The organism is uncultured Cyclobacterium sp., assembly GCF_963977555.1.
Classification (GTDB): domain Bacteria; phylum Bacteroidota; class Bacteroidia; order Cytophagales; family Cyclobacteriaceae; genus Cyclobacterium.
In genome coordinates this window covers 121,492-137,295 of the sequence record NZ_CAXBPD010000003.1, presented here as the reverse complement: position 1 = coordinate 137,295, position 15,804 = coordinate 121,492, and the positions used below count along the sequence as shown (strand labels likewise).

The following is a 15,804-nucleotide window of genomic DNA, read 5'->3' as shown; positions in this document are numbered from 1 at the left end:
ATTAATCTCCCCGTTTCTCGTTGGTTCTTATGTGCACATCCATTTGAGGGAAAGGAATTGAAATATTGTTTTCGATAAATTTCCGGTTGATGATTCTTCGGATATCACTTTTCATGCGGTCCGATCCAAATATGGTGCTGCTATAAAAAAGTACTTGAAAGTCCAGAGAGGAATTCCCGAAATTCACCAGTCTGGCTTCTACTAGTTTTTCCGCATTTACTTCAGGATGTTCTCTGGCGCTTTCCTCCAGGATCTTGATGACAAACTCCACATCCGTTCCATAAGCTACACCAACCTCAATCCTAAAGCGATTTTGTTTTCTTTGGTGACTCCAGTTGATGACTTTATTGGTTGTGATCAGTGAATTGGGGATAATTATGGAAATGTCATCGGTATTTAGCCCTTTGGAGGTGCGCAAGCCGATTTCCTGTATTTTTAAAATGCCCCCATCAATTTCCAAAATATCGGCTACCCTGATTGAACGTTCCGAAAGTAAAATGATGCCAGAAACAATATCGTTGAAGGTCTGCTGCAAACCCAGGCCTATGCCTACCAGTAGGGCTGCGGAACCAGCAATCAGTAGGGAGACCTTTATGCCAAGGGTTTCCAGAATCAGGCCAAAGGCGATTACCCAGACGATATAAGTTAAAATCTGATACAAGGAATAAATATTCCCTTCGTTGAATTTGCTAATTCTTTTTTTGCGGAAAATGGATTTTTTTATTCCCCATAAAATCAACTTCGTCAAACCGATATTGATCAGCACCAGCACTAAAGTCCCAACCCTCAGGCTGTACTCCCCAATAGAAAGTAGCTCAAATCCCAAAAATCTATTTAACAAATCCATATGTGTTCTTTTATTGTAGTTAATGTCCAAGTGCTATTTAAAGGTGCTGGCCTCGCACAAAGCCATTGAGATAAAACAGGTGTAGGGTATTGAATATAAGTTAAAATAATGACTGATACAATGGAGGTGGTTTTTGGATGTGTGGGATGGGTTGTGTATTACCTTAGAAAGCAGGCGCCTAGAACAAGTTCGATAAAAAATGTTTCTAATTTTGGAAACTTACATTATCTTTGATACGTTGAACAAGGCGACTTTAAATGAGATATTTTGAGACGAAATTTTTAGAAGAAGTGGATAAGTTCATTTCTGGATTTGACCGAAAAACTGTCAAGAAAATCTTTTATAATATTGATGTTGCCGAGCAGACTAATGACCCAAAACTATTTAAGAAACTTCAAAACGAAATTAGGGAGTTTCGGACAAAATATGGAAGACTTCAAATTAGAATTCTTGCATTTTGGGACAAGACGGATAACAAAGAAACTTTGGTTTTGGCCACTCACGGTTTCATTAAGAAAGTGGACAAGATTCCTGTAAAGGAAATTGACAGAGCAGTACGACTTAGAGAAAAATATTTTAAGAATAAACAAAAGCTGTAATCCTATGGCAACTAAAGAATTAAAGACTGATTCACTTGCCGAAATGAAAGACAAGTATATCGGGGAGGTGGGAACGCAAGAACGTGACGAATATGAATACGAACTTCGTATGGACGTTTTGGGTAAGATGATTAAAACAGCAAGACAAGGAAGAAACTTGACACAAGAAGAGCTTGGTAGACTTGTTGGAGTTCAGAAAGCCCAAATCTCTAAACTTGAAAGCAGTGCCAACAGTGCGACCATTGACACAATATTAAAAGTGTTCAAAGCATTAAAAGCAGAAATCAATTTTAATGTAAAACTTGAAGACAAATTCATTAAACTTGGCTGAGAAAAAAGCCGAATGCACAGTGTCGTCTTTTCAGAATGACCTGAGGGAATTTGTCTAGCTAAAACGGTATGTAAGTGTGAAACTATGAGCAAACCAAAAAAACATCATTTCTTACCAAGGTTTTATGTTAATTATTGGAGCAATTCAAAAGGACTTGTAACAATATTTTTGAAAGATGGGACTTCTAGAGTTATTGAGGTTTCAAGTAAAGATATCTGCTTTGAAAAAAATCTTTATACAAGAAGAGAGGGCCGTGTTGATGTAGAAACCATTTTTTTTGGAGAAATAGACGGAAACGCCTCACGGGCATTAAGAACTTTAAATAAAAGTGGAATTGGAAATTTTCCACCGAAAGAGAAGGGGTATTTTTCTCGTTTCATAAGTACTTTGCATTCAAGAAGTCCTGAATTTATTCAGGAAATCAGAAACTTCAATGAACAGGGGCGATTACGAGGAGAAAAATGGGCGGAAAAAGTATTTAGTGAAACAGGAGAGGATATAAGGGGTAAATTTAAAAAGGAAATATATTGTGACTCTCCAGCTGTTATGGCTTATCATTCAGGAGGAAAGGATTACGAAATAATTTTGAACTCTCATTGGGAAATCATAGAAAACTCTTCTAACAAAGACTTTATTACATGCGATTTTCCGTTACAAATAATTGCTTTAGATGGCTCTGATACATTCGGATATGAATTACCAAGAGAGTTTATAATGACTCTACCTATCTCTCCATTAAAAATATTATTAATAACCAGTAATAAAAATATGGTAAAACGATTTGTAGGCAATTTGAAGGGTTTCGTGGTAAGAATAAATAAAGAAACTATAGATTCAGCTAATGATTTAGTCATAGCTAAAGACAAGGAGGCCGAAAAATTTATTAAAAAAAATATACCCTTAAATAACAGGGTGTAAACATCATCTTTCGGCCGACGGCCTCGAACGTTGATTGTGCAAGACGTTAGTGTGACACGAAGCTATAGTAATTCAGTAGGTTAAAACTCTACCTAAATGATATACTGTTCATTTAGAAGTACTACTGAAAATAATCCCCTACGAATTTTTTTTGATACCTGGCAATCATTAATTAATAGCACTATAAAGGACTCTACCGGTAACCCTACGAGGGTGCTCTGATAATATACATATTTGAGTATTAATTGGGGTAAGCTATCAGGCTGTACACTACTAAAATGTTTGAAAAGTGAACAAATATTTACAATTAACGAAACTTTATATATATTTGAATCGTAATAAGATTTTGAAAGGAATGATCAATCGTTTTGAAACCAGGCTTTTAGAGGATGCGTTTAAATTTGTCCAACAACAAGACTTAAAGGTTAGAAAGAAGATTTTTCAAAACATCAGGCGGGCCGAACAGCATTCTGACCCGAAATTTTTTAAAAAACTCACCAGTGATATTTGGGAATTTCGTATTTTATATTCAGGAATACAATACAGGTTATTGGCATTTTGGGACAAAGAAGATAAAACTGAAACACTTGTTTTCGCCACTCACGGAATCATCAAGAAAACGAGCAAAGTGGATAAAAAAGAGATAGAGAAGGCTGAAAATATTAGAGTTAATTATCTAAAAAGCAAATAGCAATGAAAAGTTACAAACTAGAGGAAGCGGAAGACCTGTTAATTGGGAAAAAAGGAACTCAAGAAAGAGATGAATATGAATTTGAGCTTAAACTTGAACTCATAGGAGATATGATTAAAACTGCTCGAAAAAAGAAAAATTTGACACAAGAACAATTAGGGGAATTGGTTGGCGTTAAAAAAGCCCAAATATCAAGATTGGAAAATAGTACCGGAAATTTGACATTTGAAACAGTAATGCGGATTTTCAATGCATTGGGAGCAAAAGTAAATATTAACTTACAGTTCTAAAAAAACATTTGCCCAATAAATGAATTGGAATGATGCGATTAAAGTATAGGCTCCTTTGATTCTGAGCCATCAGGACCTCCGGTAGCTATTCGCTGTAGGGGTGGATGTTGTTTGTTGTGCCACTCAAGGGATTATTTACAAAAGAATTGAATAAGTAAATTTGGGGCGTGTTGCATTCTTAGTTTTATCACCAATTAGACATTCCTACCTCATAAAGATGGTAGAAATGGCAAAGACCGCCGGCTTCCTTAGTAGAATGCGATCAACAACGAGTAAAGATCCATACTTAATTAAATCAATTGACAGGAATAAAGCATTGATTTATGGATAAGGTATTTGGACAATTATCATCAATCCTTTACCCAGATTATAGATAGAGGTAAATTCTCTTCTAAACAAGCCATTCTGATTGCTCGAACCCTTCGCGCCTCTACTTCAAATGCCTATCGATCTACTGAGCCTTTTGAGCAGTATATCAAGGTCAACTACATTTTTATAGTCTTTTTCACTGAATGATTGCTTTTTTTTCATAGCTTATAATGTTGAAAATTATGGATAGGTCTAAAGTTGGAAGAAATGGCAATAATTGCGGGCTTCCTGTCTTGGCAGGATTCGTTCAATACCTGTTAGAATGCATGCGGGTTTCAGGTTTTAGTAAGCTTGTAATTCGTAAAAAAATTGGTAAAAACTGTTATGAAATTCCTTCATGATCCCGCATAACACCATATCATAAACCGTAGGCATTAATTGAAACGTTACTTCATATTAAATCATTAATAAATTTGAAAAAATGAGAATCCTACTACTTATACTATTTTCATCATTTAGCATTTGCTCCTTTGGACAAAATAACTTTAATGAAAGAATAGATTCCATTTTGTCAGCGCAGGTTGTTACCGAATTAGGCCCTGGTTTAACAGTTGGTGTTGTTAAAGATGGGGAGCTTGTTTATATGAACAGTAATGGGTTAATGAATTTGGAATACAATATCCCATTTAATGACGCTACGACATTTGAACTTGCTTCAGTTACCAAGCAATTTACTTCTGCCTGTATAGCCAAACTCGAAAAACAAGGCAAAATCTCGGTAAATGATGATGTAAGAAAAATTGTTCCTGAATTGTATTTTTCTGGAGACACGATAAGAATTAAGCACCTAATAAATCACACAAGTGGAATACGGAATCACAATGTTTTATTGGACTTGTCTGGGTTTGATTATGAACACCAGGGTTATACAAATAAAAGCATTCAGCAACTGATGTTCCGTCAAAAAGGAATGAACAATAAACCAGGAGACAAGTTTCTTTATTCAAATACAAACTATGTTTTGCTGGCACTTATAATTGAAAGAGTGTCAGGAATGCCAATTCATCAATTTGCTGAAAAGGAATTGTTCGAGCCTCTTGGGATGTCGAATACTTTCTATAACAGCGATTTAAGGAGCATTGTTAAGAATCGTGCTTATCCTTATTATCAAGTAAAAAATGAATTTAAACAGCCAAAGTCGTTAACTCTTTGTGTTGGAGCTGGCGGAATGAGTAGTTCGATTTCAGACTTAATAACCTGGTCTCAGGTTTTTCTAGACAGCAAGCACCCTTTCTCCTATGTTGCAGATTTTGTCACAAAACTTGATACACTGAACAATGGTGAAGAAATGCAACATGCTCGTGGAATGTTTGTGACAGCTTATAAGGGCTATAATACTCTTAATCATAGCGGCAGAGACTTAGGATTGCGGTCCCAATTCATCTGTATTCCTGATTTAAATCTAGGAGTAGTCGTTTTTGCTAATTCTGAGGAGATCAATGCTGTGGATGTATCCTACAAAATCCTGGACCTTTATATTCAAGATCTTCCTCAAAACGATTACAATCAGACAAAGTACAATCATAAGAAAGAGGAGTTGAATCAATTTATAGGGCATTATCAAGAATTAAATAGTGATTTGAGAATGCACCTATTTATAAATAATGATACCCTTAATGTACAGAGCAGTTATGGAAGAAATCCTGTGCAACTCAATTCAGTATCTGGCAGTTCTTTTACTAGAATTGACAATGCTTCTGTGAAATATACTTTTATTTCAGAAAAAAAATCAGAGGCAGATTTACTCGTAGATTTTGGAGGAGCGGTGTTTTACTTTGAAAAGATTGAATTAGCAAGTGACCCAAATCCAAATGTCTCTGAATATGCTGGTAGCTATTTTTCTGAAGAGCTAAATATTGGTTACGAGTTAATTGTTTCTGATCAAGAATTGATTTTGAATTACCCAAATAATGAAGGGTTGGTATTGAAAGAAGGGGAAAAAGATGTTTTTGGAGCAAATAGAAGAACCAAATATGCTTTTATACGAGATGATAAAAATAAGGTGACTTCATTTTATGTAGCCTCAGAAGGAACAGTAAAAGATATTTTATTTGAAAAAGTAAACCAATGAGCTGTGGTAATGCAGTAGGTGAGAGTCCTGCCTAAAGTATTTGTTGTTCATTTAGAAGAGCTCTCGAAAGTTAAACCTGTGAGTGTTTCGCTATAGCTCGGCAACACTTTGATATAAAGCTCTATGATGAACGCTATCGGTAAGCCGTATGAGGATGTGTTGATAGTATACTTATTTAAAGGCATTAATTGGGGTAAGCTATCAGGCAGTACACTACGGCAATGTTTGAATAGCAAACAAATGTTTACAATTAACGAAACTTTCTATATCTTTGAATTGTAATAAGATTTTGAAAGGAATGATCAAACGTTTTGAAACCAGGCTTTTAGAGGATGCGTTTAAATTTGTCCAACAACAAGACTTAAAGGTTAGAAAGAAGATTTTTCAAAACATCAGGCGGGCCGAACAGCATTCTGACCCGAAATTTTTTAAAAAACTCACCAGTGATATTTGGGAATTTCGTATTTTATATTCAGGAATACAATACAGGTTATTGGCATTTTGGGACAAAGAAGATAAAACTGAAACACTTGTTTTCGCCACTCACGGAATCATCAAGAAAACGAGCAAAGTGGATAAAAAAGAGATAGAGAAGGCTGAAAATATTAGAGTTAATTATCTAAAAAGCAAATAGCAATGAAAAGTTACAAACTAGAGGAAGCGGAAGACCTGTTAATTGGGAAAAAAGGAACTCAAGAAAGAGATGAATATGAATTTGAGCTTAAACTTGAACTCATAGGAGATATGATTAAAACTGCTCGAAAAAAGAAAAATTTGACACAAGAACAATTAGGGGAATTGGTTGGCGTTAAAAAAGCCCAAATATCAAGATTGGAAAATAGTACCGGAAATTTGACATTTGAAACAGTAATGCGGATTTTCAATGCATTGGGAGCAAAAGTAAATATTAACTTACAATTTTAGATTGTATGTATGTTTTCAAAACAAAAAATTGCAAATGGCTGCTTTTTTGATACTAATCAATCCATTTTAATAAAGTAAAGAAAGTGGTGATTTAACCTGTTTAAAATGAGGGTGATATAGCTAGTTTGATTTACCAATAAAGGGGCATGAAAATGGTTTTAAAACTTAAGGTTTTCTTATCCAAGGCACTTGTGCAATATTATGAAACCTTGAGAAATTCCCCGAAATTGTAAGGGAAATTGAACGCGTTTATGACAACAGTGGATAGAATAAGTAGCGGATTGATTGATGAAATTTTGACTATAAAAAACAAGGATTTCTTATTGGCGCTTGACAAACTGGTTTCTTTAACTGCTACGGATAAGGAGTTTGTTTGGCTTACTGAAGAGCAAAAAGAAATGCTTAAAATGAGTGAAGAGGATATAAAAGATGTTCGATTGATTTCAGAAGAGGCGATGGATAAACGAAACCATTCATTTTTGAAAAAGCAGATTTCATAAATATACGCGTTTCTTTTCCAAAAGCCTATATATGGCAACATAGATAGGTGGAAGGGCTGGGAAACAAGATAATTTTTACGCGCCTCTTTATCAAAACACGAATATACAATTGATGGGCTTCATTTAAAAATATCGTCCTTCCATCAGAAATTTAGGCTTAAATGGTTGTTTTTGATTATAAAACAAAACACTATGGACATTCAAGCTGAAAAAATCAGACTTGTTAAAATGCTTTTGGATACTGAAAATCCAAAAATAATTGAATCCATTAAAAAAATTTTCAAAAAAGAAGCAGCTGATTTTCAGGATGATTTATCTATTGAGCAACGTAAAGAAATTGAAAAGGCTTCACTTGAAATTAAAAATGGAGAAGTAATGGATTACGATACTTTTATGCAAAAACACAGGTAAATTGAGCAGAAAAGTTTTTCTTTCAAAAACAGCCGAAAAGAAATTAGATAAACTTTTTGAGTATTTAATTACAGACTGGTCTATTCATTTTTCTTCCATCCGTTTTATTCAATTTTTTGGCCAAAAATTCAAACGTTTTAAATATATTTGATTAAAAATCTTAAAAAATAACTCAAATTCTATAGGTATGTTAAGGAGAGGCGATTTTGTAAAGGTCAAACAAAATACAAGACTTGAATCAGGAGAAATAGTAAATGAATGGGTGGGAGAAGTGGAAGAAATTTACAAAAAAGAGAACTGTTGTCTGATTACTTTGGATACACAAACTTTAAATGCGCTTGATGATTCCTACCTACAAGCATGTATAGAAGAAGGCGCCGAACCTTAGGAATCTGTCTTTAGTATTGATGATCTAGAAAAAACATCAAGAAGAGATACTGAGCAGCAAGTTATGGAAGCCATAGAGAATTTAGAAACGCGTATGGACAAATTGTTGGGAGGTGGTGATACTGACATTGAAGAATTAAAGGAGAAATGGCTTAATGAATTTCATCAAGATCAATATTTTTTAGATCAGACTGAGTATCAAAAAGAGAATTCAAGTTTTATTATTGAGTTATTCATGGAACTCATGTATAATTATGAATATGCGACTCCAGACCAATGGACAGCTAGTAATGTAAAAGAAGTTTGCTTACATGTAGTGCCAAGAAAAATAACGGCAGAAATTGAATTATTTGAAAATTATGGGCTTGTACTACAAAGTTTTATAAAGTTCCTTAAGGCTAACGATTACCTGCAAAATGCAGATTCAATCTTAAAATCTATAACAAAAGTAACTCCTGAAATTGCCAAACAAGCAAATAATTCAGATAATTGGGGAATGGCAAAGTCCTTAATGATGGGTGCTCAGAATTCAGGAGTTGATTTCACCAATGAAGATGAGCTACAAAAGTTTATAATCGATAAAAATTTGGAAATCGATGAAAGGAACAAACAATCCCAACCTAGAAATGAGGATGCTTTTAAAGGAATTGAAAGGAATCAAAAGATATCTGTAAAGTATGAAGATGGGGAAATAGTAAAGGGTATTAAATTCAAAAAAGTTGAGCAAGATTTAATAACTGGTAAATGCGTAATTTTTGAAAATTAAATCAAAGATAGTAATATTTAAGTGTGCTTAAAACTCGAATAGCTTAACCTGAAAACCCTTTTGAGGTTAGGGTTATGGAAAAAATTGGAATTGAGAATTGATTATTTCACCAAATCATTTTTTATCTTTTCGATTAGATGGCCAACATTGGTCTTAAATACTATTTTGTTAGTTTATGTATTAATGATAGCTGTCGGTAAAGTTGAAACTCAGAATTTCCTTGTTGATTCAAGTAGTTGTGGGTAATTGCTTAAAAGAGTTTCAAGAATGATTTTAATTTAGACATTGCCTTCAATCGAAAATTACCCTATATGAATAGTCAATGGTTATGTCTTGACTTATTCAGTTCTCGTTTAACTTTCTCCATGTGGTGCTTCCATGCTGGTAATAATGGAAACGCTCGATGGAACCAAATTTGTCTTTTTCAAAATAAAATACCGCATCGGCATTCGGCCTGAAAAAGGTCATGGCATGAGCGTATTTGACCTCATAAGAAGCGCCATTCCATGATTGTTCAAAGTAGTATTTACCGTCCTCTATGGTCACCTTGATTCGGATGTCATTCCCTAACGCCAGCCCTTCAGCTTGCTGGTAAGTCCCTTCCAGTGACAGAGGTAAAGTAGCATGGGAAAAGTCTTCTATCCGGTCTTCAGGGAAGATTACTTTTCTTTTTTGCAAGTCATATTCTAGGTTGGCAGCCAACAAATAGAATTGTTCCACATCTGCTGGTAGCGCATAAATGGTATCGCGTTCCGCTGACCACCGCGTGCCATCGTAAATACTGACGTATCCGGCTCCTACCACCTTAAAGTGATCCTGATTAACGATGATTCCCGTATTTTCTTCAATGCCAATTCCAAGTAAGTGGGGATGTGCTCTTTTTATCTCAAACATGTCAAACTGCCTGTTTCTTGCCAGATGGTGTTGGTCTATGGCAATGGACTTCATCAGACCAAAACCCTGATGGTAATCTCCTAACATTACTGTAGGGTCTAACGAGTCTCCCCTAACAAGCAGAGAACCCATAATAGAGGCTCCGGCAGAGGTGCCTGCTATGGTTTTCCCTGCTTTGTAGATTGTCTTCAAAGAATTGACGACTTGAGTGTCCTTGTAGGATTTGGCCAATCTCCACTGTCTACCGCCGGTAATCCAAACGCCATCCGCTTTAAGAAGGATGGCATTTAAAGAATCGCCATTGGCAATAGCCCTAGTTCTGGTATGTACAATTTCAATGTTTTTAAAGCCATGATCCACAAAAGGTTTTTTAATCCTATTGAGGTCAAATTCAGTGTCAAGCAACTTGTCCTCCATAGCCGTAGGAATGATTACAATCTTACTACCAAGTCCACCTGTTAGCCCCGAAAACTGTGTCAAAAAGTAATCATTGGTACAGTCACCTCCCATAATTAACAAAGTGCCACTCTTATTCTCTATTTGTTGGGATTGCCCAAAGGATGACATCGAAAGGGAGATAGAAAGCAATAAGGTGATATATTTATTTGTATTCAATGGATAGTAGCGTTTTATGAAGCGATAGCCTATTGGGATGCATCAACTGTGCGTTTATAAGCCATTCTGATTCCAAAAAGGTTTTCACCTGTTCGGTTTTAAGCGGATACTAATAATTCAGAGTGGGTGTGTTTCCCAATTCAGCTGGATTGGAGGAAATGTGAGGGGTCCTTTTAAAATGCAATTCAGGTAAGACCACTTTGAATTCCTTTTCTGTTTCTTCATCTTTCCAATATACGATAAAGTTTACTTTTACTGAGGAAAGTTGATAACCCCGTTTGATTAACTCACCCATTTGACTACAAAATTTCTTAGAAAATTTCAATATGGGTTCTTCCTCTTTATTAAAGCAGACACCATTATTGGTATGCAGTTCATCCCCGCTTTTTAGTTCTGATGTCCTATATTGAGTGGATTTAAAATAACCAAGCCAAACATCTTTATAGCTTAGTTGCATCACCATAATATCTGGTTCAGGCCAAAGGGCATGGTCATCTATTTTCAACAAGTCAGCTACAATGATTTTATCCAGAAAATCCTCATTTAAATGAATACTCAGCTTCTGCTTGGCCCTAGTCATGGCTACATACAATAGTCTTATTTCCTGGCTATTCAAATGATTAAGGTTTTGAAGAAGTAGAAAAACATTATCAAATTCTTTTCCTTTGGCTTTATGTATGGTTGAAACATAGATAGTGTCACCTTTTTCAGTGATAAAATCTTCCAGCTTTGACTCACGAATAAATAAGACAAAGTCAGTTTTATACCTTTTTTTCGGATTGGAAGCTTCAAATTCCTTAATAAGATTGATGCAAATTTCGATCTTTGAACTCCCTCGGTACTTTTTCCACAAAGCCCGTTTGGCTTCCTTCCAAACGTCTTCATTGATCACATAAACATCCTCTTCAAGTTCTAATTGATTTAAAAAGAACCGAACCTCCAAAAGATTGTATAAATTAAAGCTCTCATTACTCTGAATTAATTTGGCGGGAATATTATTCTTGAGCAACATACCAGTAATTTGCAAAGCTTCATCATTTGATCTGGTTAATACACAGGTGGTTCCCCGGATTTCAGCGTTAATGATATCATTTACAAAGGGAGAAATCAGATGCTGGCCTTTGTGTTTTACCAGTCTCACTTCTCCATTTTTAGTTGAAACTGCTTTTATTGGACTGCTTTTTAATCGGTTTTGAAGTCTTTCAATAAATTGATTGGTGAACTCAACCAAGTTGTTTTGGCTTCTGTAATTCTCTATCAATTCATGTTTGATCGCCTGTTTTTCATGAATGAATTGCTGCAAGTATTTGGAACTCGCACCCCTAAATTCATATATGTTTTGGTCATCATCGCCAACAGCAATCACCCTCATGTCCTCATTTCGCTTCATTAAAGCATTTACTAAGGCAAATTCATCAGCATCCATGTCTTGGGCCTCATCTATCACCAAAACGGTCTTTGTTATTCTGTTGGTTTCTACTTCCCCACTAGTTATCTTTTCAACTGTTCTTTTGATGATGTCCAACGACTTGTCTAAGTTTCCAATTTTCCCAAGCAAGTCGAAACAGTAAGAATGGAAGGTTTTGATCTCGATGAAATTGGCGGCGTTGCCAATTAATTTGAGTAACCTTTGTTTAAATTCCGAAGCCGCTGCTCTTGAAAAAGTGACCATGAGCAATTGTTCATGTTTTACATCTTCCATAAGAAGTAAGGAAGCTAATTTATGGACCAAAACCCTGGTTTTACCACTTCCTGGGCCTGCAGCAACCACTATGTTTTTTGAATGGTTGTCTTTTATTATTTTCAATTGACGAGGTGAAAGTTCACCAAAAAGTTGTCTAAATTTAGTAGGAGTAATGTTTCTTTTAATTTCATTCTGTCGACTACCCTTGAAATATTTATTCAGAAAAACACTGTAATTCAATTGAAAATAATCTTCTACAAATTGTAAGGCTTCCGTATAGTCGCTGATCATCCGTTTGGCATATTCACCTACAATATGGATCTGTTGCACCTTGTTTTCATAGAATTGATCTAATTTCTGATAATCCTCGACTTTGTACCGGATTTTATTGTCTTTTTCAATCCTCTCAATCGTCATTGAGTTATAAACAACCAAAAAGCCACCTTCAATTTTTATTGCTTCTATTCTTGATAAATAAAAAAGTGTGTCTTCAATGTCTTCAATTGTGACTTTAAACTTAAAGAGCAGTGAAGAATCTTCATAGGCCTTTTTAAGTTCGTGGACCGAAAATTCAATCAATACTTGTTCTTTGAATGGTGCCTCCTGTGGGGTTTTATCGAAGCTCCTTGCATAGAGAAAATCTACAAGAAAAATAGCCAATTCATGCCGCTTTTTTAATTTTACTTTTAGGTTTTCCTTAGGCTGAATACATACCACTGCCAAGTGGGTTTTGGAATACCCTTGGGTTTTCCGTTTTATCCAATTTTTGATTACCCAGAAATTTATAATGGTCTTAATCTTATTTGGGCTTACTTCCTCACAGCCGTTTTCTTCCGCTTTTTCATTTAATTCTTTAATTTGAAATGATTTTTCTTCTTCCTGGAAGATTGATAGAAGAAAATTTTCGATTTTCCCATAGGCTTCAACAGTGGCAAGTGACTTGTTTTTGTTTTCTCCCTTTTTTATAAAAGCAGTTAAATCTTTGGCGTCAGCTAAAATGTTTTCTTCCCGAAGGAGGCGGATAATATTAATAACTTCTTCCTTAACAATCCCTAGGTGATCTGATAGGTAATCTACCCGTGATTCTGCTTCTTCATTGCTCGAGTGACTTTTGCTTTTGCTGGAAAATAGCTTTTTAATGATTCGAACGCCATGTTGTTTTTGCTTAGGCTGAAATTTTCCCGAGGCGTTAATTTTATCAATGGCTTCCTGTGCATTTTTTGTTAAAATACTGTTGGCATAAATTCTAGGCATATTCTGCCCTCTTTTCAAGTAGCCAGCTTCTTCCAATGCTGAAATGGCTGTTTTTACTCTTGATTCAATTTGATCAATACTGTCATTCCAACCAGCTTTACGGGCTATTTCCAATGCGGAATTTGATACCGAAGAGCGAAAGCGGGTGAGGTATTTTATTGCATTCCAAACTTGCTGGATTTCTTTTATACTCAATTTGGTCTGATTGAGTAATATAAAATGTTTACTAAGGTCCTCTTCGTTAAATAATACAAAACAATCTGCAGTAATGTTTTCATCTCTACCTGCGCGGCCGGCCTCCTGAACGTAGTTTTCAAGAGAGTCTGAAATTTCGTAATGAACTACCATTCCAACATCCTTCTTGTCTACGCCCATCCCAAAGGCAGATGTCGCCACCATTATTTGAACATCACCATTAATAAAAGCATCTTGGTTTTCAGTTTTTTCCTGCTTTTCCATTTTCCCATGGTAGGGTTTTGCCTGAAATCCGTCGTCAGATAAGCGTTCTGCTAGCTTATAAGCCTTATAGGTTCTTGATACATATACGATTGTTGGGCAGTTTTTTTCTTCAATTAAATTCCTTACAGTATTGTATTTTTGTTCTTCATCATATTTAGGGTAGACTTTATATTGTAAATTTGTTCTTGAAGTGTTTGAACTAAAAATCTTCAATTCAAGGGAGAGCTTTTCTCTAAAATAATCACAAATATCTTCAATGACTTTTTGCTTTGCCGTGGCTGTAAAGCAGGATACGGGAATGCCTTCAGTCCTGTTTTTTTTCACTTGTAAAGCTTGAATGAAATCTCCAATATATAAATAATCTACCCTGAAATCTTGGCCCCAAGAAGAGAAGCAATGGGCTTCATCAATTACAAATCGGATAATATTTCTGCCAAGAAGTAAATGTTCTATGGTTTTTGACCGCAAAGATTCCGGCGAAATGTAAAGAATAGAAGCCGCTCCGCTTTGTACCCTTTCAAATGAATTTGCTCTTTCGATCGGGTCTAATAAACCATTAATAGTTACAGCATCCGTTATTCCGATTTTCTCCAAATTATCCACCTGATCCTTCATTAAGGATTGCAGTGGGGAAATTACAACGGTTAGCCCCTTGGCATTTTCTCCAGCCATCAAAGCAGGAACCTGAAAGGTAATGGACTTACCCCCTCCGGTAGGGAAAACCGCTAATATTGACTTGTTATCAATTGCTGCTTTTACAGCTTTTTCTTGTAAAGGTTCCCTTCCATAAGTTCTGTAAGCATCAAAACCAAAAAATCTTTTTAATCCATTGTGTATATCTAGTGCCTGTTTGCAATAACCGCATCCAGTGAGACAAGCTTTGTTTCTTAGCAAATACATTATTTGTTCCACTTCAGGGTAGTTTTTCAATACCCAAGGCGGTGTGATAGATAAACGACTTCTGGCATATATCAATGAAAGGCAATATGCCAACTCACTTGGGTAACTTGCTATGAGGATACCAAGGTTAGCACCACTACATATATCGGAATGGAATTTTTCACGAATTAATTGTTCAACATTAGTTTCTCTACACTCAAATCCAATAAAATCGAAAAATGCGCTAAACTCTCTTTTATCTCGAAGCAATAGAAAATAAATTCGGCGCAATGACACTTCTGTATTTTGGAAGGCTGCAAGCTCATCATAAAATAAGTCTCTGGCTTTTATGGAGTCATTTAAGGGATTGTTTCTTTCTTCTGTTTGTAACTTGTCATCTTTTAGTAAAGCGTGATAAGGTTTTCTAGGAAAAAATAGTGGGGATAAATATAAGGTGTCAATCATGTGAGCAACCTCTATTTTTACCTCGTTGAGACTTTTTTGAATGTACTTTATATCATGATTAAAAATGTTGTGGCCGCATACAAATTGGGAACCTGCAATAAAATTTGTGAAAGCAGTTATTGAAGGAGAATGAAATACCGCACCATTGCTTTTAATACTTCCTAAATCCAAAACCCTTTTGGTTTTTGGATCTATTTCAGTATCTATGAAAGCAATTGATTTCATGATAGGTTTCCCGCTGAATTTATAGAGGGGCTAGTTTAGGTAAATTGAATAATAAAAGTTTAGCTAAGATAGGAAAAATTCATGGATTTGGCATAAATGCCTATCTATATAATTAATCCTTGTTTATTTCTCTTTTTTTAGTCAAATATTCTGTTTTATGATGTTTATTTACAAAGATGTTTAAATAAAAATAAGTAAATTTGGATTCTGACCAAGGTTTGTCAA

Annotated in this window: 15 protein-coding genes; 12 read left to right on the top strand and 3 right to left on the bottom strand. The window is 35.3% G+C overall.

What is annotated here, in order from left to right; genetic code table 11:
* Position 1 precedes the first annotated feature (1 nt).
* Positions 2 to 847, bottom strand: coding sequence for a mechanosensitive ion channel domain-containing protein (locus AAC073_RS04675; protein WP_339922682.1), 846 nt, complete (start codon positions 845 to 847; stop codon positions 2 to 4).
* A gap of 257 nt (positions 848 to 1,104) precedes the next feature.
* On the opposite strand from AAC073_RS04675, the gene AAC073_RS04670 reads away from it, so the two are divergent.
* The 12 genes from AAC073_RS04670 (at position 1,105) to AAC073_RS04615 (ending at position 9,104) form a co-directional block, all read left to right on the top strand.
* Positions 1,105 to 1,446, top strand: a complete 342-nt coding sequence (locus AAC073_RS04670; RefSeq protein WP_339922681.1) for a type II toxin-antitoxin system RelE/ParE family toxin — start codon at positions 1,105 to 1,107, stop codon at positions 1,444 to 1,446.
* A gap of 4 nt (positions 1,447 to 1,450) precedes the next feature.
* The gene (locus AAC073_RS04665) at positions 1,451 to 1,777 is read left to right on the top strand and encodes a helix-turn-helix transcriptional regulator (protein ID WP_339922680.1); all 327 of its coding nucleotides are present in this window, start codon (positions 1,451 to 1,453) and stop codon (positions 1,775 to 1,777) included.
* A gap of 84 nt (positions 1,778 to 1,861) precedes the next feature.
* Complete coding sequence (locus AAC073_RS04660) at positions 1,862 to 2,695, top strand: DUF4238 domain-containing protein (protein WP_339922679.1); 834 nt, start codon at positions 1,862 to 1,864, stop codon at positions 2,693 to 2,695.
* A 328-nt stretch (positions 2,696 to 3,023) separates the two neighbouring features.
* A complete protein-coding gene (locus AAC073_RS04655; RefSeq protein ID WP_339922678.1) occupies positions 3,024 to 3,386 on the top strand; it encodes a type II toxin-antitoxin system RelE/ParE family toxin in 363 nt (120 codons plus the stop codon).
* Positions 3,387 to 3,388: 2 nt separating this feature from the next.
* Positions 3,389 to 3,676 carry a helix-turn-helix transcriptional regulator gene (locus AAC073_RS04650; protein ID WP_339922675.1) on the top strand — a complete coding sequence of 96 codons (288 nt, stop codon included), beginning with the start codon at positions 3,389 to 3,391 and terminating at the stop codon, positions 3,674 to 3,676.
* A gap of 790 nt (positions 3,677 to 4,466) precedes the next feature.
* Entirely contained in the window at positions 4,467 to 6,116 is a 1,650-nt protein-coding gene (locus tag AAC073_RS04645) for a serine hydrolase (protein WP_339922677.1), read from the top strand.
* Positions 6,117 to 6,414: 298 nt separating this feature from the next.
* Entirely contained in the window at positions 6,415 to 6,750 is a 336-nt protein-coding gene (locus AAC073_RS04640) for a type II toxin-antitoxin system RelE/ParE family toxin (RefSeq protein WP_339922676.1), read from the top strand.
* A 2-nt stretch (positions 6,751 to 6,752) separates the two neighbouring features.
* Positions 6,753 to 7,040: a helix-turn-helix transcriptional regulator gene (locus AAC073_RS04635; RefSeq protein ID WP_339922675.1), complete on the top strand. Its 288-nt coding sequence runs from the start codon at positions 6,753 to 6,755 to the stop codon at positions 7,038 to 7,040.
* A gap of 251 nt (positions 7,041 to 7,291) precedes the next feature.
* Positions 7,292 to 7,540, top strand: coding sequence for a hypothetical protein (locus tag AAC073_RS04630; protein ID WP_339922674.1), 249 nt, complete (start codon positions 7,292 to 7,294; stop codon positions 7,538 to 7,540).
* Between the two features lie 171 nt (positions 7,541 to 7,711).
* Positions 7,712 to 7,951, top strand: a complete 240-nt coding sequence (locus tag AAC073_RS04625; protein WP_339922673.1) for a hypothetical protein — start codon at positions 7,712 to 7,714, stop codon at positions 7,949 to 7,951.
* 187 nt (positions 7,952 to 8,138) lie between these two features.
* On the top strand, positions 8,139 to 8,339 hold the full coding sequence (locus AAC073_RS04620; protein ID WP_339922672.1) for a hypothetical protein: 201 nt from the start codon (positions 8,139 to 8,141) through the stop codon (positions 8,337 to 8,339).
* Between the two features lie 63 nt (positions 8,340 to 8,402).
* Positions 8,403 to 9,104 (top strand): hypothetical protein, encoded by a 702-nt coding sequence (locus tag AAC073_RS04615; RefSeq protein WP_339922671.1) that lies wholly within the window; start codon positions 8,403 to 8,405, stop codon positions 9,102 to 9,104.
* Between the two features lie 342 nt (positions 9,105 to 9,446).
* On the opposite strand, the gene AAC073_RS04610 is transcribed toward AAC073_RS04615, so the two are convergent.
* Together AAC073_RS04610 and AAC073_RS04605 are read right to left on the bottom strand one after the other, a co-directional pair.
* Entirely contained in the window at positions 9,447 to 10,613 is a 1,167-nt protein-coding gene (locus tag AAC073_RS04610) for a cyanophycinase (protein WP_339922670.1), read from the bottom strand.
* A gap of 109 nt (positions 10,614 to 10,722) precedes the next feature.
* Positions 10,723 to 15,579 carry a RecQ family ATP-dependent DNA helicase gene (locus AAC073_RS04605; RefSeq protein WP_339922669.1) on the bottom strand — a complete coding sequence of 1,619 codons (4,857 nt, stop codon included), beginning with the start codon at positions 15,577 to 15,579 and terminating at the stop codon, positions 10,723 to 10,725.
* Between the last annotated feature and the right edge of the window lie 225 nt (positions 15,580 to 15,804).